This window comes from Bacillus sp. FSL M8-0256 (assembly GCF_038005765.1).
In the GTDB taxonomy this organism is placed as follows: domain Bacteria; phylum Bacillota; class Bacilli; order Bacillales; family Bacillaceae; genus Bacillus; species Bacillus safensis.
The window spans coordinates 2144242-2165548 of record NZ_JBBOTU010000001.1 but is presented as its reverse complement, the minus strand read 5'-3'; the positions used below and the strand labels follow the sequence as shown (position 1 = coordinate 2165548).

At 41.8% G+C, this 21307-nt stretch carries 28 protein-coding genes; all 28 read left to right on the top strand.

What is annotated here, in order from left to right; all coding sequences use genetic code 11:
- The first annotated feature begins 154 nt into the window (after window positions 1-154).
- The 28 genes from NSQ76_RS10950 to NSQ76_RS10815 all read left to right on the top strand — a co-directional run bounded on the left by NSQ76_RS10950 (window position 155) and on the right by NSQ76_RS10815 (window position 21307).
- Window positions 155-544, top strand: coding sequence for a hypothetical protein (locus NSQ76_RS10950; RefSeq protein ID WP_341053802.1), 390 nt, complete (start codon window positions 155-157; stop codon window positions 542-544).
- A gap of 13 nt (window positions 545-557) precedes the next feature.
- Window positions 558-968 carry a hypothetical protein gene (locus NSQ76_RS10945; RefSeq protein WP_445661664.1) on the top strand — a complete coding sequence of 137 codons (411 nt, stop codon included), beginning with the start codon at window positions 558-560 and terminating at the stop codon, window positions 966-968.
- On the top strand, window positions 965-1213 hold the full coding sequence (locus NSQ76_RS10940; protein ID WP_341053796.1) for a hypothetical protein: 249 nt from the start codon (window positions 965-967) through the stop codon (window positions 1211-1213). Before NSQ76_RS10945 ends, NSQ76_RS10940 begins: the two co-directional genes overlap by 4 nt.
- Before the next feature lie 4 nt (window positions 1214-1217).
- Complete coding sequence (locus NSQ76_RS10935; RefSeq protein WP_341053794.1) at window positions 1218-1532, top strand: hypothetical protein; 315 nt, start codon at window positions 1218-1220, stop codon at window positions 1530-1532.
- Window positions 1533-1574: 42 nt separating this feature from the next.
- Window positions 1575-3992, top strand: a complete 2418-nt coding sequence (locus tag NSQ76_RS10930; RefSeq protein WP_341053790.1) for a virulence-associated E family protein — start codon at window positions 1575-1577, stop codon at window positions 3990-3992.
- A 294-nt stretch (window positions 3993-4286) separates the two neighbouring features.
- On the top strand, window positions 4287-4583 hold the full coding sequence (locus NSQ76_RS10925; RefSeq protein WP_106052349.1) for a VRR-NUC domain-containing protein: 297 nt from the start codon (window positions 4287-4289) through the stop codon (window positions 4581-4583).
- Complete coding sequence (locus tag NSQ76_RS10920) at window positions 4580-5962, top strand: DEAD/DEAH box helicase (protein WP_335356433.1); 1383 nt, start codon at window positions 4580-4582, stop codon at window positions 5960-5962. The genes NSQ76_RS10925 and NSQ76_RS10920 overlap by 4 nt, the downstream gene beginning before the upstream one ends.
- Window positions 5959-6474 (top strand): hypothetical protein, encoded by a 516-nt coding sequence (locus NSQ76_RS10915; RefSeq protein WP_335356432.1) that lies wholly within the window; start codon window positions 5959-5961, stop codon window positions 6472-6474. The genes NSQ76_RS10920 and NSQ76_RS10915 overlap by 4 nt, the downstream gene beginning before the upstream one ends.
- A 132-nt stretch (window positions 6475-6606) precedes the next feature.
- The gene (locus NSQ76_RS10910) at window positions 6607-6879 is read left to right on the top strand and encodes a hypothetical protein (RefSeq protein WP_341053785.1); all 273 of its coding nucleotides are present in this window, start codon (window positions 6607-6609) and stop codon (window positions 6877-6879) included.
- Complete coding sequence (locus tag NSQ76_RS10905; protein WP_341053782.1) at window positions 6851-7210, top strand: HNH endonuclease; 360 nt, start codon at window positions 6851-6853, stop codon at window positions 7208-7210. The genes NSQ76_RS10910 and NSQ76_RS10905 overlap by 29 nt, the downstream gene beginning before the upstream one ends.
- Entirely contained in the window at window positions 7200-7520 is a 321-nt protein-coding gene (locus NSQ76_RS10900) for a transglycosylase (RefSeq protein WP_335356428.1), read from the top strand. The genes NSQ76_RS10905 and NSQ76_RS10900 overlap by 11 nt, the downstream gene beginning before the upstream one ends.
- Before the next feature lie 86 nt (window positions 7521-7606).
- Complete coding sequence (locus tag NSQ76_RS10895) at window positions 7607-8110, top strand: phage terminase small subunit P27 family (protein WP_341053779.1); 504 nt, start codon at window positions 7607-7609, stop codon at window positions 8108-8110.
- Entirely contained in the window at window positions 8110-9822 is a 1713-nt protein-coding gene (locus NSQ76_RS10890; RefSeq protein ID WP_341053776.1) for a terminase large subunit, read from the top strand. Before NSQ76_RS10895 ends, NSQ76_RS10890 begins: the two co-directional genes overlap by 1 nt.
- Before the next feature lie 11 nt (window positions 9823-9833).
- On the top strand, window positions 9834-10016 hold the full coding sequence (locus tag NSQ76_RS10885) for a hypothetical protein (RefSeq protein ID WP_087977459.1): 183 nt from the start codon (window positions 9834-9836) through the stop codon (window positions 10014-10016).
- A gap of 5 nt (window positions 10017-10021) precedes the next feature.
- Entirely contained in the window at window positions 10022-11263 is a 1242-nt protein-coding gene (locus NSQ76_RS10880) for a phage portal protein (RefSeq protein ID WP_341053770.1), read from the top strand.
- Entirely contained in the window at window positions 11256-11888 is a 633-nt protein-coding gene (locus NSQ76_RS10875) for an HK97 family phage prohead protease (protein WP_341053766.1), read from the top strand. Before NSQ76_RS10880 ends, NSQ76_RS10875 begins: the two co-directional genes overlap by 8 nt.
- Before the next feature lie 36 nt (window positions 11889-11924).
- Window positions 11925-13130 carry a phage major capsid protein gene (locus NSQ76_RS10870; protein ID WP_060596935.1) on the top strand — a complete coding sequence of 402 codons (1206 nt, stop codon included), beginning with the start codon at window positions 11925-11927 and terminating at the stop codon, window positions 13128-13130.
- The gene (locus NSQ76_RS10865; RefSeq protein WP_060596934.1) at window positions 13127-13426 is read left to right on the top strand and encodes a hypothetical protein; all 300 of its coding nucleotides are present in this window, start codon (window positions 13127-13129) and stop codon (window positions 13424-13426) included. Before NSQ76_RS10870 ends, NSQ76_RS10865 begins: the two co-directional genes overlap by 4 nt.
- A gap of 24 nt (window positions 13427-13450) precedes the next feature.
- Window positions 13451-13834: a collagen-like triple helix repeat-containing protein gene (locus tag NSQ76_RS10860; RefSeq protein ID WP_060596933.1), complete on the top strand. Its 384-nt coding sequence runs from the start codon at window positions 13451-13453 to the stop codon at window positions 13832-13834.
- 14 nt (window positions 13835-13848) lie between these two features.
- Window positions 13849-14199 (top strand): head-tail connector protein, encoded by a 351-nt coding sequence (locus NSQ76_RS10855; protein WP_060596932.1) that lies wholly within the window; start codon window positions 13849-13851, stop codon window positions 14197-14199.
- Window positions 14126-14491 (top strand): phage head closure protein, encoded by a 366-nt coding sequence (locus tag NSQ76_RS10850; protein WP_341053752.1) that lies wholly within the window; start codon window positions 14126-14128, stop codon window positions 14489-14491. Before NSQ76_RS10855 ends, NSQ76_RS10850 begins: the two co-directional genes overlap by 74 nt.
- Complete coding sequence (locus tag NSQ76_RS10845) at window positions 14484-14867, top strand: HK97-gp10 family putative phage morphogenesis protein (protein ID WP_060596930.1); 384 nt, start codon at window positions 14484-14486, stop codon at window positions 14865-14867. Before NSQ76_RS10850 ends, NSQ76_RS10845 begins: the two co-directional genes overlap by 8 nt.
- Window positions 14864-15232, top strand: a complete 369-nt coding sequence (gp17, locus tag NSQ76_RS10840) for a tail completion protein gp17 (protein ID WP_341053750.1) — start codon at window positions 14864-14866, stop codon at window positions 15230-15232. Before NSQ76_RS10845 ends, gp17 begins: the two co-directional genes overlap by 4 nt.
- 11 nt (window positions 15233-15243) lie before the next feature.
- Entirely contained in the window at window positions 15244-15870 is a 627-nt protein-coding gene (locus NSQ76_RS10835) for a major tail protein (protein WP_060596928.1), read from the top strand.
- A gap of 39 nt (window positions 15871-15909) precedes the next feature.
- Window positions 15910-16245: a phage tail assembly chaperone G gene (gpG, locus tag NSQ76_RS10830; protein WP_060596927.1), complete on the top strand. Its 336-nt coding sequence runs from the start codon at window positions 15910-15912 to the stop codon at window positions 16243-16245.
- A gap of 2 nt (window positions 16246-16247) precedes the next feature.
- Window positions 16248-16442 (top strand): hypothetical protein, encoded by a 195-nt coding sequence (locus NSQ76_RS10825; protein ID WP_341053746.1) that lies wholly within the window; start codon window positions 16248-16250, stop codon window positions 16440-16442.
- A gap of 15 nt (window positions 16443-16457) precedes the next feature.
- Window positions 16458-20474 carry a phage tail tape measure protein gene (locus tag NSQ76_RS10820; RefSeq protein ID WP_341053745.1) on the top strand — a complete coding sequence of 1339 codons (4017 nt, stop codon included), beginning with the start codon at window positions 16458-16460 and terminating at the stop codon, window positions 20472-20474.
- Window positions 20474-21307 carry a phage tail domain-containing protein gene (locus NSQ76_RS10815; protein WP_335356414.1) on the top strand — a complete coding sequence of 278 codons (834 nt, stop codon included), beginning with the start codon at window positions 20474-20476 and terminating at the stop codon, window positions 21305-21307. The genes NSQ76_RS10820 and NSQ76_RS10815 overlap by 1 nt, the downstream gene beginning before the upstream one ends.

Below are 21307 nucleotides of genomic sequence, written 5' to 3'. Positions count from 1 at the left end.
TTTTGAACTTTATTAAAAGGTTGATTTGCAAGTACAAGGGCCATAACTGGTCCGTCTATGAAATCACATTAATTCACTGGGGAGCCAAGGAACAGGCTGGATTTTGTAAAAGATGCGGTTTTGATACTCACGGGGCTCACAGGAGAAAAAGAAAATGATCGTAAACGGAAAATGTACCTGCTCATCTTGTGAAGAAGAACGGATAGCGCTTCAAAATCAACTGAACAACCCTTTCTATAGTGAGGTGGATGCCTACAGGGGACTTGTGAAAGTTGAACAGCTGGAGAAGGCGGCACAAAAATATTCAAGCCCTCTTACGGCTGAAACGTGTTCTTCAACAGAATTTTGCGATCATGCTATGCAAGAGAATTATGATCAGAGCGTCTACTTAACCGCGATTAGAGAGCGTATAAGCCGACTGAAAGCGGGTGTGGAAATACTGGAAGCTTTAGAAGACGTTATTTCTTCTTTTTTGGAAAGTTCGTATAAAAACGAGGCGGACTATTTCAAGCAAGCTATGGATCTATTAAAAGAAAATTGTTAAAGGAGTGTTTATTTTGAAAAAACTACTGATCGTTTTATTTATTTTAATAGCTGCGGTGCTTTGTGCGCCGTCTGCTGCAGCTGTAACAAGTGGATACAAAACTGTAGCCGGACACACAATCAACCTATCCACGGATGCGAATTCGTACACCCCACGTGCTAAAAGTATTGATGTCACAGCACGTAAAACTGGTTCTGAAACGGTCTATTATCGGTTCACTTTGCAAAAACGAGTAGGAGGCACTTGGAAAGATCAGCGGTTTAGTCTAGTGGGATCGTTTAAAAGCGCCACGCCAGCAAAAGAGTTTTACATCGTCAATCACACATCCGGCACGCACCGTATCAAAATGACGATCTACAAAAACAGCAATTGGACAGGCGTTAAGGGCCATATCTATACGCCGTCATTCGAGGTGCGAAAATGACAATTAAAATCGTATGTCCTTATTGCAAGAGTGATGGGGGATTCTTTACTAAAGAAAGAATAACTGGAACAGCTCACAATTACTACAATTCAGCCGGAGATTTAGAAAAAGAACAAGGCTCTATGTATGACTACCTTTCGCACCACGGAGGGACAAAGGCATTTTGCAGAGAATGTGAAAAGCCCCTTGGTAAAACAAAGGATCTGGCATCTGGAAATCAAGAGGAAGAAACAATATGGAGGTAACGGAATGACAGCTGGTCTGTCCAGCGCAGATTTTGGCGTGACAATTTATGACGAGTTATTTTGCGATGATGAAGAAATTCCAATTCAATTTACTGGAGGTTTAACTAAGATGAACATTGATCCAAGACAAGCATTCAGAGCTTTCATGAAATATCAACTAGAAAACGGTGAAGCAGTAGCTGAACTAGGTTTAAAAAAAGAAGACATCGAGAAATTCATATTAAATGCGGAAGATGATATGTTTTTCTACGATAAATTAGATGAGTTTCTTAAAGATTTTATCGAGATTTATGGTGAAAATTACGGAATCGAATTGTGATCCCTGTAAGCTTATGAGATTAAATTTTGAGTAGGTGGCAAAATGCAACATGATCGTCAAATAACCATATCTGTAGCAGGAAGTCGGAAAGCCACAGAATGGCAACCGCAAGTCTTGTATTGGTCGGAAATGGTCGATAAGCTGCGTACAGCTGTCAGAGGCACAGAAACTTTAGAAGAATACCTAAAGCTTCCTAAAACGCGTCAAGATGAATTGAAAGACGTTGGGGGCTTCGTTGCTGGGACTCTTCGCAATAATAGACGGAAAGCCTCAAACGTCACAGGAAGGGACATCTTGACGCTTGATCTCGACAACATACCTGCAGGTGGATCAGCTGATATTTTACGCCGTTTAGATGGTTTGGGGTGTGCATACGCCGTTTATTCGACCAGGAAGCACGAAGAAGGGCGCCCGCGTTTACGGGTGCTTGTTCCTATCAATCGAACTGCGTCAGCTGACGAATATGAACCAGCAGCTAGAAAGCTTGCTTCGATCATCGGAATGTCTTTTGCGGATCCCACTACGTTTGAAGCTTCTAGGCTTATGTATTGGCCTTCTATCTGTGCCAACGGTGTATATGTCTATCAATACGGGGATAAGCCTTTTCTTGATCTTGACGGGCTGCTGTCAACCTATCAGAATTGGCGAGACATAGCAGAATGGCCGGAAGTGCCTGGCGCAACTCAAAGTCATGCACGTCTTGCAGCCAAGCAGGGAAATCCCACGGAAAAGCCTGGTGTGGTAGGTGCTTTTTGTAGGCAATACGATATCCATTCTGCCATAGAAACTTTTTTACCTGGTGTATACACATCCGTTGATGATGGCAGCGGCCGTTACACATTTATAGACGGATCCACGGTAGGGGGTGCAGTTATATATGATGATGGGCTATTTTTATACTCTCATCATGCTACAGATCCCTGCAGCGGACGTTTAGTAAATGCTTTTGATTTAGTGCGGCTCCACAAATTTGGTGAGCAAGATGATGAAGCAAAACCGGATACGCCAATCAATCGACTGCCTTCATTCACGGCGATGAGTTCTTTTGCTCTTAATGATGTGGGAGTAGCAGCCATTTTAAACAAAGAACGGTATGAACAAGCAGTGAGTGATTTTGGATCCCCTGGTCAGGATCTTCCAGCAGCAGAAGAAGATTTAAACTGGATTCAACAGTTGAAAATAAGCGCTTCGACAGGGCAGCCGCTAAAAACTATCGAGAATATTTTGACGGCATTAGAAGGAGAAGCGAACTTAAAAGGAAGGATCAAACTAGATGAATTTTCAGATTCGTTGATAGGTGTAGCGCCGTTACCGTGGGCGCCAAGGCATGCGGAAGTTGGCGATTTCATTTGGTCTGAGAAAGATGATTCGGGGTTGATTATCTATCTTGAAAAAATACTTGGGTTTCAATCTAAAGATAAATTGAATCATGCTATAAATCAATGTGCCGCTATGCATGCATTTAATCCTGTTACAGACTATCTGAATAGTTTGTCCTGGGACGGCATTAAAAGAGTTGATACGCTGTTTATCGACTATTTAGGTGCCGCTGATACACCTTATCATCGTGCTGTCAGTCGTAAATCATTTACTGCAGCAGTGGCAAGGGCGATGGAGCCTGGATGTAAGTACGACACGATGCCTGTTCTAACGGGTGCACAGGGTTTAGGTAAAACAACATTTGTACAGAAGCTAGGTAAGTCTTGGTTTTCAAATAGCTTAGAAACGTTCGAGGGCAAAGAAGCTGCAGAATTACTTCAAGGTCAGTGGATTATGGAGATCGGAGAAATGAGCGCTTATAACAAGTCCGATTTGAATACAATTAAAGGTTTCCTAAGCAGAACAGAAGATCAATACCGTGCTGCTTATGCACGAAAAACAGAAAAGCATCCTAGAAGATGCGTCTTCTTCGGTACAAGTAATAGAAGTGATTATTTAAAGGATGCAACAGGAGGCCGCCGATTTTGGCCCGTTGATTGCGGATCCGTTACACCTTCTAAAAGCGTATTCGATGACCTGTCTGCAGAAGTTGATCAGATTTGGGCTGAGGCAGTGACATATTGGCGTCTAGGCGAGTCTCTCATACTCACAGGGGAACTTGCAGAAGAGGCTAAGAGGCAGCAAGAAGGGCACGCAGAACAGGATCCGTGGGAAAGTATCATCCGTGAATTTGTACAAAGAAAAGTCCCTACTGACTGGAACAAGAAGGATATAACAACAAGAAAGATTTACTGGTCCGGTGAGTTTGGGAGCGAACATACAGAGGTAGTCGAGCGCGACAGAATATGTGCAGCTGAAATATGGGTTGAGTGTTTTCATGAGAAAATCAATCGTCTTAAAAGATCTGAGACTATGAGAATCAACGACATTCTAGGCAGTATTGAAGGGTGGGAAAAGAAACCTTCTCCGAGAAGGTTCGGACCTTACGGAAACGTAAAAGGTGGATTTTTTAGAGTTTAACCGTGACTACCTTCTCCAGGAAAGTTCTCCAATTTGACTACCTTGTAGAAAATGGAAGGTGCTACCTTGACTACTTTCAAACCTGAGAAGGTAGTCAGCGAAGGTAGTCGGTTAAAACCCTTTACAGATCTATATTTATTAATATATCACTACCTTGACTACCTTAAATATATAAAAAGATATAAATAGATAAATTAGAGGTATTAGAGCGATTATATAAACGCCTAATCTCCCTAATTTATAAACATACACACGTAAGGTTTTTAAAGTAGGAAACGTAAGAGGTGAGTCAACTTGGCAAAAGTTACACGTGAGAAAGACATAGAAAAATATCTTCGAGAGCAAGTGAAAAAGATCAAGGGCGTGGCATATAAATTTGAATCGCCAGGGAACATAGGTGTGCCGGATAGATTGGTTCTTCTTCCTGGGGGCAAGGTCTATTTTGTAGAATTAAAGGCGCCTGGGAGAAAACCAAGACCGACACAGATCAGGCAGCAGAAGAGAATTAAGGATCTAGGAAACGAAGTTTATGTGATTGACAGTTTCGTAGGAGTAGATGTGTTTATAGCGAAGTGCGAGGGACGAATATGAAATTCATTCCGCATAATTATCAGAGGTATTGTATTGATCGGGTATTGAATACGCCAGCACTAGGGTTATTCCTAGATATGGGTTTAGGAAAGACAGTCATCACATTAACCGCTATAAATGACTTAAAGTATAACCGTTTTGCTGTGCACAAGGTTCTAGTGATCGCGCCTAAAAAAGTCGCGGAAAGTACCTGGGCGAAAGAGGCTGAGAAGTGGGATCACTTAAAGCTGCTGAGAATAAAGACGGCTTTAGGAACAGAGAAAAAAAGAATCAGAGCATTAAACACACCTGCAGACATATACGTGATCAATCGAGAAAATATCCCGTGGTTAGTTGAGTATTATAAAAATTCATGGCCTTTTGACATGGTTGTCATTGATGAATTTTCGTCTTTTAAAAATCATCAGGCCAAACGTTTTAAATCGCTTAGCTGGGTAAGGCCGCACATTAAACGGATTGTAGGGCTAACCGGAACACCTGCACCGAATGGAATGTTAGATCTTTGGGCGCAGGTGTATTTACTAGACGGCGGTCAACGATTGGGGAAACATATCACGGGATTCCGTGAAAGATATTTTGAACCTGATCAACGAAACCGCGATAGGGTTTTCACCTATGCGCCAAAGGCGGGGGGAGAAGAGGCTATACAGCAGCTGATAGGTGATATTTGCGTCAGCATGAAAGCGTCAGACTATCTTGAACTACCGGACATCATGTACAACACTGTATCAGTAAATCTGACGGATAAAGCGCAAGCGGCATATGAAAGACTTGAAACAGAAATGCTTTTAGAAGTAGATGAGTCAACCATTGACGCAGGATCCGCCGCCGTCCTTACAAACAAACTATTACAGTTGTGTAATGGCGCTGCGTACGACGAAGAAAGAAACGTAGTGAACATACACGATTGTAAGCTAGAAGCATTTAAAGAACTGATAGAAGGACTAAACGGAAAACCAGCTTTGGTGTTTTATGCCTTTCAGCATGACAAGACGAGGATCAAGGATGTTCTGTCTAAAACAAAGTTGAAAGTCAGGGAGTTGAAAACACCACAGGATGAGGACGATTGGAACAACGGCAAGATTGATATATTACTGGCGCATCCGGCTTCTGCTGCATACGGTCTGAACTTGCAGCATGGAGGAAATCACGTCGTATGGTTTGGCCTGAACTGGTCATTAGAGTTGTATCAACAGGCAAATAAAAGACTGCACAGACAAGGACAAACAGAGAAAGTCATCATACATCACCTAACTATTAGAGGTGGCATGGATGAAGATGTTGCCGCAGCGCTAGAAAACAAGACAAGCACGCAAGATCAACTTATGACAGCTTTAAAAGCAAGAATCGAACGTGCACAAGGAGGCGCAGCCCAATGAAATTGACAGAAGAAATGATAGCCCTTATCTCCCAAACTGCAGCAGTTGCCGCAGTCGAGCAGATGGAAAGACAAAGAAAAAAAGATAAAAAGAAAGACAAAAGATTTCAAAACACGCAGCTTCTTCTAAAAAATTACCGTGGATTAGTAGCCCATTGTGAAAAGATAAAAGACGAATTAATAGAGATAGATAACAAGTCTATACAAGATTTAGACATTGAAGAGATCAGCTTAGAAAGTATCGAGTCGATCAAAAGAAGTCGCAGTAAAACTGTGGCAATGGTTCTCTTCATACAGTCTAAAGTCAAAGCATACAAGGATTTGTGCGGAGAAAATGATCAAGTGAAATTCAGAATACTTGAAAAAAAATACCTATCTCAAAATAAAATGACCAGCGCACAAATTTACGAGAGTGAGAACATCGAAAGGGCCACCTATTATAAATATTTAAACGCAGCCTTAGATGAAATGCGTGTTTTATTCTTCGGGATTGAAGCGCTTGAAATCCAATAGCGTAGAAAAATCATAGACCAAACGTAGACGGTTTATGTGTTAAGATGATATTGTGAAAAAATTATATAAGCGAGGAAGAAGCACCGTCTTTATAGACAGGTGCTTTTTTTTATATTCAGGAGGGGATCAAATTTGGAAAAGCCAAACAAAGAACATCCTTTACTACAAATCACACTTAAGGATTTAGATTCGGTTCCAGAGGTAATTCATAACGGAGAGCCCTTGCAAGGACGAATTGAAATAGATTTCAATTGGAAAACGAGAGGACTCGACAAAGAAGGTTCTACTTACATCAATTTACGGACAGCCGGAGAAAAAGGAAAAAGAAAGGGACTAAGTGAAAAAAGGATCGAGTACAAACAGGGAGAAGCGATGAATGAAAAAGCCATTGAAACCATGCAATGAACCTGGATGTCCTCAACTAACGCGCGAAGGATATTGCCAGCAGCATAAGACATCGAAGCCTTCATACGATCTGCACCGTGAATCATCGTCACGCCGTGGGTATAATAGCCGATGGCGTAAAGCGCGTGAAGGTTATCTATCAAAGCATCCTTTGTGTCAGTCTTGCATGTTACAAGGCAAGCGTATTGCTGCTACAGTAGTAGATCACATCACACCGCATAAGGGAGATAAGAAACTGTTTTGGGATTCTTCTAACTGGCAGCCATTGTGTGCGTCCTGTCACAGTAGGAAGACCGCTAAAGAAGATGGAGGGTTTGGAAATGGATTTTAAAAAATGCACATGTGATCACTGCGGAACAATCTTCATAGTTAAATACTGTTCTAGGATTATGAAGATCGGCCGTGGAATCAAACGTCACTTTCTTGTATGTCCAGGGTGTAAAGCGGAGTACACATCTTACTATACAAACGCGGAAATCAGAAAGCAGCAAAACAAAATCAGCAAGCTGTACAATGCCATTCGAATGACGAGGAACAAAAGTCTACTAGATCAACATTATAAGAAAATGGATTCAATACAAGCAGATTTAGAAAGAGACATGAATCAGCTTCGCATCGAAATGGAGGCCCCCCAGGGTTAAATCCCTAGAAACGATTTGCCGTAGACCGCGTCTCCCTCAACATCGCGGGAAATTCCCTAAATGAAATTTTGAAAGGAGGTGAGAGGATGGCGAGGCCTAGACAACCGGTAGATTTATTGTTGGTAAAGGGCAAGAAAAACCTTACCAAGAAAGAGATTGAGCAAAGAAGGAAACAAGAAGTAAAGGCGCCAAATGATAAAGTAAAAGCACCTGCATATTTACCAAAAGATTTAAAAAGAGAATTCAAAAAGATAGCGGACGAGCTCAAAAACATCGGAATTATGACAAATTTAGATGTAGATGCGCTTGCCCGTTTTTTGTTTGCAAGAAAACAATATTTAGAAATAACAGAAATCATATTAGAGACACCGATCACATCCCTGGCTGAAAATTCAGAGGGAGAAAAGTTTGAAATTGCGAATCCTGCCTACAGTGATCTTCTTATAAATCAAGACAAATTATTTAAACAATGCAGACAAGCATCAAGTGATTTAGGCTTAACCATTTCCTCACGCTGTAAACTCGTTATCCCAAAGAAAGAAGACAAGCCTAAGACAAAAGAAGAAGAACGCTTTGGAGGTCGCATGTAATGCTAACGCAAGAAATGACCGCGGAGCTTTTAATTGAGCGCGTATGGTCATATTGCGAAAAAATCCAAGCGGGGGAAATAAAAGCAGGAAAGAAGCTCAAATGGGCTGTTCAGAGGTTCATTAAAGACGTAGAGCGGCTAGCAGATGAAGATTGCCCGTATTATTTTGACGCGGAAGCAGTTCTTGATTTCTATGAATGGGCCAAGCAATTTAATCATGTAGAAGGGATATTAGCAGGTAAGCCAATTGAACTTACAGACTTTCAATTATTCATCGCTGCTAATATTTACGGATTTTACAAAAAAGAAAATGGTGCCAGGCGTTTTAGAAAAGCATACATCCAGTTAGCGAGAAAAAACGCGAAATCACAATTGCTGGCTATCATGGCTTCATATGAAATCTTTCCTACTAGAGAAAAACACCGCGTGTTTATTGCTGGTTGGTCAAGAGAGCAGTCAGATGAAGTCTATCAAGCAATCATTGAACAACTAAAGCACGCACCTATTTTAGAAGGGAGATACACAGACGCTAACGGGCAGGTAACAAAATACGCGACAAATTCAATCATCAAACCGTTATCCCGTGAAGCCCGAAAGGTAGGAGACGGAAAAAACCCTTCTCTTGGAATAGTCGACGAATACCAAGCACATGAAACAAGTGAAATTTATGATGTTATTGACAGTGGAATGGTCGCACGTCGAAGTCCTTTGATGGTTATCATCACTACCGCAGGTTTCAACTTAAACGGGCCGTGTTTCAAAGAGTATCAATATGTTTCCAAAATTCTTGATCCCGACATTGAAATTGAAAACGATGACTACTTTGTTATGATCTGTGAACTTGATCCCGAAGACGACGTAAAGGATGAGTCGAACTGGATCAAGGCAAATCCGATTGTAGCAACTTACCCAGAAGGGATGGAATCACTTCGGTCAGCGTTAAAAGTTGCATTAGATGTGCCTGAAAAAATGCGAAGTTTTCTTACAAAAAACATGGATCGCTGGGTTGACCAAAAAGACAATGGCTATATGAAAATGTCTAAATGGCGGGCCTGTCATGGTGAAATACCTGATTTAAAAGAAATGGCGATCTATCTTGGTATAGATTTATCTATGACAACGGATTTGACTTCTGTCGGGTGGGTTGGCGTTCTTGATGGCTTTTATTATGTCGGCCAGCATTCCTTCATTCCAGAGGAAAAGGCAAAAGAGAAAATGGCCACTGATAAAGTGCCTTATGATTTATGGCGTGATCAAGGTTGGATGACATTTACACCGGGGGAGGCGGTTGATTATCAATTTGTCGAAAGGTGGATTATTGAATTTGCTCACGTCAACAAATTGAGAGTGATTGAAGCTGCTTACGATAAATATAATGCGCTGCACCTTGCACAAAGGCTTGAAAGTAAGGGATTTAATATGATTGAGATGCCGCAAAGGATTCAACATCTTTCTTTACCAACAAAGAACTACAGACAAAAGGTATACGAGAGTAAGGTTATTCATGGGAACGACCCACTTCTAACTTTTGCGTATAATAACGCAATCATCAAACAAGACGCACAAGAAAATATTATGTTAGACAAAGCGAAATCACCGCAGAGAATAGATCCAGCTGCAGCGGTAATGAACGCTTTTGCCAGGGCCATGTATCACGATATGGGGGCAAATGTTGACTTAAACAAACATTTTTCAGGAAATTTCAGTTTTTAGGAAGTGAGAGAGTGAAAAAATTTATTGTACTACTGAAATTAATACTAAACGATTTACTGTTTATCGGAGGGTGCACCTTTATTCTGCTGGCAGCGTATCGGGTAAATACAAACATCGGTCTATTTCTGACGGGTGTATTTTTTATGTTTTACGCCTACCTGCTGTCAAGTCACGTACGGCAGAAAGAGAGGTGAAATAAATGTTTATAGATAAGTTTTTTGAAAAACGATCCAGCTCAACAACAATAGACGGTTTCAGCCAGTTGATAAATCTATTCGGAGGGCGAGAAACGGCAAGCGGTGAAAGAGTGAGTGAAAGCAATTCACTTGTGCAGCCGGACATTTTCGCATGTGTCAACGTACTATCTGATGACATCGCAAAGCTACCGATACACACATTTAAAAAAGAGAGTCAAGGAGTCAACAGAAACCCTAATCATCCATCTGCATATATGATCTACGCAAGGCCGAATCCATACATGACTGCTTATGTCTGGAAAAAGCTGATGATGACGCATGTCCTCACATGGGGAAATGCCTATTCGATGATTGAATTTGGGGCACATGGTTTCCCTGAAAATCTTTACCCGTTGCGGCCGGATGCAACAAAAGCATACATCCATCCCGACTCAGGGAGGCTATGGTACCAAACCAACGTTAACGGAAGAACGATGGAACTATATGAACACCAAGTGCTGCATTTTAAAGGTTTATCAACGGATGGCATTCACGGTAAGTCGCCTATTGGGGTAGTGAGAGAGCATATAGGAGCTCAAGCAGCTGCCACAAAATATAACGCAAAACTATATAAAAACGAAGCCACGCCGCGAGGTATTCTAAAAGTACCTTCTTTCTTGGATGAAAAACCAAAAGAGAACGTCCGTAAAGAATGGCTGCGGGTCAACCAAGGTGAAAACATAGCCATTATTGACAATGGACTAGAATATCAATCTATTGCCATGCCGTTGCAAGAAGCGCAATTTGTAGAATCTATGAAATTCAATAAAGCTCAAATTGCCATGATTTACAAAGTTCCTTTGCATAAACTCAATGAACTTGATAAAGCCACATTTTCAAACATTGAGCATCAATCCCTGGAATACGTAAAAAATACACTGCAACCGTGGATCGTGAATTTTGAACAGGAATTAAATATTAAGCTGTTTACTGACAATGATCAAAAAGCGGGCCATTATGTAAAATTCAATGTTGATAGTGAGTTGCGCGGCGATAGTAAGACACAAGCCGAGTATTTTAAATTTATGATCGAATCAGGCATATTAAATAAAAATGAGGTTCGCGACTTACTCGAAAGAAACCCTATCGAACATGGCGAAAAATATCTTTCTAGCTTGAATTATGTGTTCCTTGATTTCATGGAAGAATACCAGGGGCTTAAAGCTGGTGCAGCCATGAAGGGAGGTGACAGCAAGAATGAGTAAAGAAAAAGAAGTGAGGCTACTCACGACGCCAATAGAGATACGTTCCGAAGGTGAAGGACAAGCCGAATATGTGGAAGGCTATGCTTTGAAATTTGAAAAATGGTCCGAGCGTTTGGGGTGGTTCAAGGAAATCATAAGCAGGAACGCTTTAGAATCTACCGATCTATCAAACGTCGTTGCACTGTTCAATCATCGCGAAGACTTTCCACTAGCACGAAACACTGTTTCAGGCGATTCAGGACGGCTTGAACTAGAAATAGATGGCATAGGTCTTAAATTTAGATTTAAACCGTCAGACACGTCATATGCGCGCGATCTCATGGAGAATATACGCAGCGGCGTTATTAATCAATGTTCTTTTGCCTTTTCATTGGATTATAACGGCGAAGAGCCTGACGAGTGGCGCATAAATGAAGATGAAGACATATACGAACGAAGAATAAACAACATTCACCGCATTTTTGACATATCTCTTGTAACGACACCAGCGTATAGCGATACCGAAGCTGTAGTAGGTGCCCGCAGCTTAGAGAAAGTAGAAGAAATAAAAGAACAACGAAGCGCACCAACCGATGAAGTTTTAAAAATTGAATTGGAACTTTTAAGCCTTGATCTTCCAGAGTAAGGCTTTTTTTGCGTTCTATGAGGAGGAAAAATAAAGATGACAAAAAAAGAAATTGAACTGCGTCAGCAGTTTACACAAAAGAAAGAAGATGCTGATAAAGCACTTGCAGAAGGAAAAACAGAGGAGGCGCGCCAGCTTCTCGATGAAGTGAAAGAGCTTAAGAATCAAATTGAATTGATGGTAGAAGGAAGATCACTGAACGTGCCGGATTTACCTGGCGGTGAAAATTTTGTGCCAGAACTAGAAAGAAACCCAGAGGGACGAAAAGGAGCCGAAGGAGATAAAGAAGAACGTCAAAAGAAATTCACCAAGTTATTCATGAAGTCTCTTCGTGGTAAATCCTTAACACATGAAGAACGTGAATTCCTAGAAAACCCTGAATTCAGAGCGATGTCAGGAAAAAATGAAGAAGATGGCGGAATCCTAATCCCCGAAGATATTTCAAGAACCATTAAAGAATTAAAGCGGGAGCAGTTACATCAGCTTGAGCAATATGTCACGGTCGAACCGGTGGCAACCCGTTCAGGTAGTCGTATGCTTGAAAAAAACGGAGACATGACACCGTTCCAAGACATCGAGGAAATGGGAAACATTCCAGAAACAGACCAGCCTAAGTTTACAAAGTTAACATATAGCATCACCGACTATGCAGGCCTTTTACCACTTTCGAATACATTGCTGCAGGATACAGATCAAGCGATCATGACATATGTTGCGAAGTGGTTCGTTAAAAAATCAATCGCAACAAGAAATGCACTTATTCTGAAAATCCTTGATGATTTGAAAAAGGTTGAATTTAAAGGGCTGGATGACATTAAAAAGACTTTAAACGTTACGCTAGATACCGCGATTTCAGCTGGTGCAATCATCATGACAAACCAAGACGGGTTTAACTATCTTGATCAATTGAAAGATGCGGACGGTAAATATCTACTCAAGGATATTCCTTCCGAACCGACAAACAAAATGCTGTATGGTCGTCGCGTGGTGGTGATCTCAAACAAAGTCTTGAAAACAAAAGCAGGGAAAGCTCCTGTAATCGTTGGGGATTTAAAAGAGGCAGTTGTCCTATTTGATCGTCAGCAACAATCTATCGACTATACGAATCTTGCTGCAGGATCATTTGAAACGAACACAACAAAAGTACGTGCAATTGAACGAGAAGACGTCCGAAAGTGGGACGAAGATGCCGTAGTGTACGGCCAACTATCAATAAAAGATGAAGAGGTGAAAAAGTCATGAGAGTGACGAAAAACTACACCACTGATGGCGGGGATCGAACTGTCATTGGTGGTGTATTAGAGTTTGCAGGCGGAAAAATCGTCAAAGACGGCGAGGAAGTGAGTGTAGGAGGCGGCGGATCAGCTGCACCAGGAAGCGTGACACATGAAATGCTTGCTGAAAAAGCTGTCCGTTCAGCAAACATCGGGACAGGGAGCGTCATGCCGGAGCATCTTAATTCGTCTATTGAAACTAGACTCAAGGGAATGGAAGACGAAATAAAAGAGCTGCAAAGTAAACTGAGCAAAGAAGAATAAACAAAGGAAAGGAATTGATCTAACATGGCAAAAGATTTTCTGAATGAAAGTAATGGAGTATTAACATCTGCAGAGGCGGACGCTGACGGAAAACCTATCACGGCTGTTTATGTAAAGGGAAACAGTAAAGAAAATCCTCTTTTCATTCAAGGGATGCAGGGTGAACAAGGTCCGAAAGGCGAAAAAGGCGATCCAGGAGAGCAAGGCCCAAAAGGTGACAAAGGAGATCCTGCAGTAATTGAAACGGGGTCAATTAAAAACGACCATTTAGCAGATAAATCTGTTAACTCTCGTACCATAGGCACTGGCAGTGTTATGTGGGAGAATCTTAATTCTGCAGTAAAAGACATGATCACCGAGTTACAGACGAGAGTCAGTGAGCTTGAGGGTAAAGAAAATACTGAATAAGTAGGCGGTCTTCTATGGATTTAAAAATGCTGAAAGATGAATATTTAAAGGTTGATACCGACCAGGATGACGCCTTGCTAAAAACCTTAATTACTGCAGCAAAGGGATATATCAAAAATGGTATAGGGCGTTATGTTGAAGGTAACGAGCAGTTTGCACTTGTAACAGGCATGCTTGTTGCTCATTGGTACGAAAATCGAGGGGTGTATGAGTCAGGCGTTTCCGGCTCATCCATCCCTTTTACTATTCGGGATCAACTAACTCAACTTCGCTATGTGGGGGTAGAAGAGGATGAAGAAGATAAGCAAGCTGAATCGGCGGTTAATCTTCCAAGTAAAGAAAAGGATGCAGGACGACGAGCTTAAATGGAATGAATCCTATGAAAATGTCTTTGAGACATGGGGAGCTATTGAAGGTTTTAGCGGCTCAAAGTCAGACACGCTTGTTGCAGGTGCGTTAGGCGTCAAGTCACCAAAGAAAATAACAATAAGATACAGAGAAGACGTTACGCAAGACATGCGAATCCTTCATCAAACTGGGACCGATGAGGCAGGAGAGCCGATCTACCGCACTTTTGATGTCATGGATTACAACGACATTGAAAATAAAAAGAGGCAGCTTGAAATTACTTGTAATGAGGTTGGCGTAAATGGCTGATATGGATATTGATGGATTCGATGATCTAACGAGATTTTTCAACAAGATAGGTGATGACGTTGAAAAAGCTGAAAAGATTGCCCTTAAAGCGGGCGGAGAAGTAATAGCAGAGCATCAAAAACGAAACGTGAATAAGAGTTCAAAAAATCAGCCTCACATGGTCGATAACATCACCGTTTCAGCTGCAAGAGAATCCAAAGACGGTGAGTTGTTTGTAACCGTTGGACCTAATAGAAAAGTCGCTTACAGAGGTCGCTTTTTAGAATGGGGCACGTCTAAAATGCCGCCGCATCCGTTCATCGAGAAAGGCGGAATCGAAGGGGAGGGACAAGCTGTGAAGATCATAGAAAGAATTATCACGGCGCCTATTAAATGAGCTTTGATGCAAAGAAAGAATTGAGTGCAGCGTTAATAAAAAACGATGAATTAAAGCAGCTTGTCACGGGTGGTTTTCATAATCTTGTGGCCGATGATGTGGCCGCATTCCCTAGAGTTGTGTTTTCAGAGATTACAGATAGGGACCAGGAATACAGAGACAACAAACCCGCTGCTAGTGAGGTTCGTTTTCAGCTAAGTATATTTTCAAAAGCAGACACGCGAACGCATGAAACAGACATAGCAAAATTGATAGACAAACTGATGAAAAATTTAGGTTATGGCAGGTACGATTCAGTGGATCTTTACGAAACAGACACTAAAATCTTTCACAAAGGTATGAGGTACGTCAAAACATTTTTCTAGGAGGAAAACAGATGGGGAAAACAATCTACGGATTAGACATGTTTCATTATGCTGAACTTATTCAGGATGATGACAAAGGACTCGAATATGCAAAGCCTGAAAGACTGCCAGGAGCTGTAAACGTCAAAGTCGATCCAAAATCAGAGCAGTCTAAATTTTGGGCTGATAACGGCGTGTTTGATTCATTTAACAACATGGGTGACATTGACCTTGAGGCTGAACTAGCAGATTTACCTATTGAGGTGCAAAATAAGATTTTCGGTCACAAGGTCGAGAATGGGATTTCTTTTGCCAGCTCTGATGATAAGGCGGTTTTCTTGGCATTCGGGTTTAGAGCGAAAACATCCACAGGCGGGCACAGATATTACTGGTTCTTGAAGGGGCTTCCTGAATTGCTGGGAAATGAACACAAAACTACCGAAGGGAAAGCCGATCCTGAAACACCAAAGTTTAAAGCAGGCTTCATGACTCTTCAAAATAAGAAGGGGAAAAACCGTTGGAAGGCTCAAGCTGAATTCAATGAAGGCTTTGATCCGGAAGAGTGGTTTAAACAAGTTGTATACGACGGGGCATCCTTTGCAACGGGAAAAGATACAGAGGATTCCACAAGTTCAGTAGACATCGGAAAGGGCGTTTAATAACGCTCTTTTTTATTTTTGTAATCGGGAGGCAATAACATGGAAGCAATGACAATAGAGCTACATTTAAATGGCAAGAAAAAGAAGTTCTCGACACCTAGCTTTATCACAGGTGCTTTGTTTAGAACCGCGGTAGAAGTAACAGAAGACTTTGAATCAAATGATCCTGAAAGACTTTATACAAGCGCACAATCAGAGTTTATCTGCGAAGTCTTCGGAAACAAGTTTACAGCAGAAGAATTTGAACAAGGCATTGATTCACGACTTTTAACTAGAACAATCTACGCAACTGCAAACTATGTCATCGGAAATATCGTTGAAGCGAGCAAGATCCTGAATCCTGAAACTGCAGAGGAAGCAGAGCCGGGGGAGTAAGTTTGTCCGATGCTGTCCTTGATATGTATAACGCATTAGAGGACATTGGCTTTTCACAGAACCAAATAGATGAAATGGATATTGTGTATCACCTAAAACGCCTTGCACGCAGGAAAGAAGCGAGCAAGGAAAAGCCAAGTAAGAACGCTACAGCATTGGATAAACCTTTATACATTGATCAAATACCAGGACTGTAAAAAGGTGGTGAGGGATTGAGCAAAGACATTAAAGTGAAGCTGTATTCTAATTCGTCCCAATTTAACGGGGAAATGAAAGCAATTGCAGTTCAAATGAAAAACATAAAATCCGAGTTTGAGAAAAATAGGACTGCCGTTGGTGTGTGGGGCAATGAACTGAAAACGTCACAAACGAAAGTCAGAACCCTTTCACAGCAATTAGACCAGCATAAAATGAAGGTCAAAGCACTTGAAAGAGCTTATGCAGATTCAGCTATCAAGAAGGGAAAGGATGCGGAATCAACGCAAACCCTAGCCCGTCGGTTGAACTATGCAACAGCAGAAATGAATAAGACGCAAAATGCATTAACACAAACGACCAACAAAATTCAGAGGATGGAAGCTGAGATAAAAAGAACATCCTCATCGCTTTATAAGATGGGCCAAAGAATGAATACAGTTGGCAACAAAATGAGAAGTACGGGTGCTTCGGTAGCGATGACTTCAGGAGTTGCTTTTGCTGGCTTAGCCCTCCCACTGAAAGATGCCGTAGAAGTTGGTATGTCATTTGAAACACAAATGAGTAAAGTTAAAGCTATTTCAGGGGGAACAGCTGCAGAAGTCGAAAAGCTGAAAAACCAGGCTAAAGAGTTGGGGGCAACAACTGTTTTCACCGCCAGCCAAGCAGCAGATGCACAAAGCTTCCTGGCGATGGCCGGATTTAAAGCGAATGATATTTATGCAGCTATGCCAGGTATGCTGAATTTAGCAGCTGCAGGTCAACTAGATTTAGCTGCCGCCGCCGATATTTCATCTAATATGATGCAAGCTTTTGCCATGAAAGCATCGGAAGCGGGGCACGCATCGGACGTAATTGCATATGGTGCGGCCAATGCTAACACGAACGTGGAGCAGATGGGAGAGGCCATGAAGTTCCTTGCGCCTAACGCTAATTCACTTGGTTGGGGATTAGAAGAGTCAGCGGCCGCGGTCATGGCGTTTGGTGACGCAGGATTACAAGGGTCTATCGCAGGACAAGCATTTGGTACGTCTTTGATCAGGTTAGCAACGCCAGCTAAAAAGGCGCAAAAGGAAATTGATAGATTAGGATTTGCATTCTTTAATGCTGCCGGAGATATGAAGAGTATGCCCGAAGTTGTTGCCGAGATGGAAAAGGGCATGAAGGGTATGACAAAGGAACAGCAAGCCGCAACTTTAAAAACAATTGTCGGAGCTGAATCATATAAACATTGGGCTGTTCTTCTGCAAAAGGGCAGCAAAGCATTAAAAGAAAATACCAAAGCGCTAAAAGAATCAGATGGTGCAGCTAAAAAAATGGCTGACACAATGCTTGATAATGCGCGGGGCAGTATCATTGCTTTCCAGTCTGCAGTTGAAGGGGCAAAAATTAAGCTCACTGAAAGTCTACTTCCTGCGCTTGGTAACCTTGCTGAAAAAGGTGCAGACATCGTTTCCATGTTTAACAAAATGGATTCTGCCACAGCCCAAACGGTTGCTAAAACTGCGTTGTTTGCTACGGGTGTCCTGGGCGCCACAACAGCAGTCGCAACGCTAACGATGGGTATTGGTGCGCTTTTAGCCTTTACGGGTCCAGTGGGGCTCGCTATAGTTGGCGGAACGGCTTTACTAGGCGGCATTGCCGTTGCGACATATGCTTACAATGAACAGTTGAAAAACCAAAAGAAACGCCAGGAAGAAGCAAAAGAATCAGCGCTTCTATATGGTGAGGGCGTTTCAAAGGCAACTCAAAAGGCTGCAGCCTCGTATGTCAGTCTACGTGAAAAAGCCACTTCACAGCTATTTCAATTAACTCAGGTTTCAGGTGAAGAAGCAGATAAGATGGCAAATAGGTTACTTAAAACTTATCAGAAAATGTCATCTTCTTTAGTTAAAGAATTAGAAGGATTTAAAACAGATGCATTGGCTGTTCTTAATGGTCTTTTTGAAGATCAAGAAGGGAAAATGAAAGAAAAGGGCGAGGAATGGTCTGATCAACTTGTCGGAAAAATTGATCAAGATGTACAAACAGTTCGTAAAAAAATGAAGCAGTTTGAGAAGTTAAAGGAAGAGACGGGACTAATCACGTCTAATATGAACGAAGTACAACGCAGAACATTTAACGAGATCATCACATTCTTCCAACAGTCTACAAGTAAATTTGCGGCCAATCAAAAGGATGCTTTAGCAATCCAGCAGAGGGTTTCCGAGAGTCAAAATAAGTTATCTTTTAAGAATGCTAAAGGCTACAACGATCAGATCACTGAGTTGTATAAGGAAGGTCAGAAGGCAGCAAAAAAAGATAGAGATTATATGTCTCAAGTGATGGATGAGGCCCTTGCTAAAGAAGCGATAAACGCTGAACAGCATAAGGCTCTAAAAGCCAAAATTAATGCCGACTATCAAAAGTCTCTTGCTCAAAACCTAAACACATATAAGAAAAGCTCAGAAGCTCTTTTTGATCAAATGTCTAAAGATGGTCAACTGTTAGATTTAGAAACAGGTAAAGCGTTGGAAAGACAAAAAGAGTATTCAAGTAACTCAATGGGGATTTTCGTAGAAATAGAAGAAAGCGAGACTGCATATCAAGCGCGCTGGGCTGAAAAACAGGTAGCATTTTTGCAAAAACTAGGGGACAGCAAAGAAGAAGCGATAGAGCAAACAAGAAAATCCCTCATTGAGTTTAACGAAGGTTTAGGACTAGCAAGTGATAAAGCTGCCTCTGAGGCAGACAAAACAATTGCCAAAGTAGAAAAGAAGATGAACCGCGAAACATCTGCCCGTAATTCAGGAAAGAAAATAGGAAATGAATTTGCTGATGGTCTAATAGATGCTACACCAAATACATTGGCGAGTGGTTCTATTCTAAAACAGTCATTGGATCTGAAATTACGTGAGGAAAACGGCATTCCTAGAATTGCAGGACAAGAAAAAGGTCAATCGTTTAGTGACGGTATCAATGCCTCAAAAGTCAGTGTATCAAACAGTGGATCATTGCTGCAGCAAGCGCTAAAACAAAAGTTAAGTGAAGGCAATGCAGGTGCTAAAACATTCGGCTCTCAAAAAGGCCAATCATTTAGCGTGGGTATAAGCTCAACAAAAGGCAGCACAAGCACTGCAGCAAGCAGTGTAAATCAAACGGCGCTGTCTAACCTTAATAAAAATACGACCCAGGCAACCCAAGCAGGAGTGACAAAAGGGAAAAGCCATAGTGCGGGAATAACAAGCACAAAGGGTGCCAATACGTCTGCAGCATCTTCCGTTAGTGCGTCAGCAACAGCCCAACTTGCCAAAACAACCGATGGCGGAGGCGGACAAAAAGCAGGGAGTCAATTCGCATCGGGCATTCGTAGCCAAGCTGGAAACGCAAATAATTCAGGTAGTACCGTCGCAAAATCAGGAAAACAAGGCTTATCAAGTGTGAAAACAACTAGCACAGGTGCTGATTTTTCTAAAGGGTTTGCTAACGGTATTCGTAGCATGGGGGGCACTGGCGGGACAATTTGGAAAGCTGCTTGGGCCATCGGGAAAGTTGCAATACGTTCGCTGAAAGATTCCATACAATCAAAATCACCTGCAAAAAAGACCATCGCAGAAGGCGTGAACTTTGGGGACGGCTTCATCATTGGGCTTGGGGAAAAAGCGCAGGACGTGAAAAAGAGCACTGCAGCAATGGCGCAAGGTGCCATGACGTCCTTCAAGTCTGAAATTAATAGAATGGCTTTTAACATCCAGGGAGCTGCAGATGAAATAAACACAATGCGCGCGGAACTGACTGTTAAAAACGAAATCGATACGCCTGTTCTAAATCAAAAGCTAGATGCCCTTATTAGTCTTTTAACAAACAATTTACAAACGAACAATGAAAGCGTAAGTGCGGCAGGGCAAACAATCAAAATCCATCCTGCACCCGTCATCATTGGCGGTGAGCATTTAGCAGACATCGTTTTTAATCAAGGGGATACATCTATACTGGATAAAAAGAGCGCACAAAAGTACGAACAGAATGCTTATAAAGGAGGGCTGAAAAGATAATGGATCTGTATTTTGATTTCAGAGACGGAATGGGGGAGCAGCCTTTATCGGGGTTACTGCCCTATTTTAAGTTGCTTAGCTTTGCACCTGACGCGCCAAGCACTGAAAGGGAGCTTGTACAGTTAACCAGGTTTAACGGACTTGTACCGACGCAGCACCCGCGCGACATAGTGTACAAAGAAAGGTCTATCAAGGTTGAGATATTGCTTGATGCTAAAATCGCGGCAAACTTTTATCAGTACAGACATGAGTTTTATGATCTAGTTGTTCAGCCCTTCTGGTATTACATCTCATGTGATCTGCTTCCTGGGAGGCGTTTTGCGGTTACGTGTGACGGAGGGTTTCAAATACCCAAAGACAAGCAAAAAAACCAGATTTCCTTCCAAGTGGATTTTAACAATATCACAGGCCTGGGAGAGTCAAAAGGCACGTCTTTAAGCGCGCAGAACTTTTCTAATGAAAGATGGTTTTCGGGAATGGGAATCCAAAGGCGCGACGATCTGCAGTACCGATTCAAAAACAAAAAACGGTTTAGTGTTTTCAATCCTGGCTTACCGATTAATCCACTGCAGCATGATTATAATGTGCTGCTTAACGCAAAGGGAAAAAACATAACGATTATCAATCACACGAACAACGAAAGACTGAAAATAGAAGCCGAATTGAAAAAGTCCCAGCAGGTCAGAAACCTGAAACAGTATACCGTTGTCGGCAATAAAAGATTAAAAACGTCGGGAAGGCTGCCGTCCTTAGATAAAGGCATGAATGAGTTTGAGATACAGAACACCAATGATTTTGAAATTGTATTCGATACAAGATTTTATTTTCCGTAA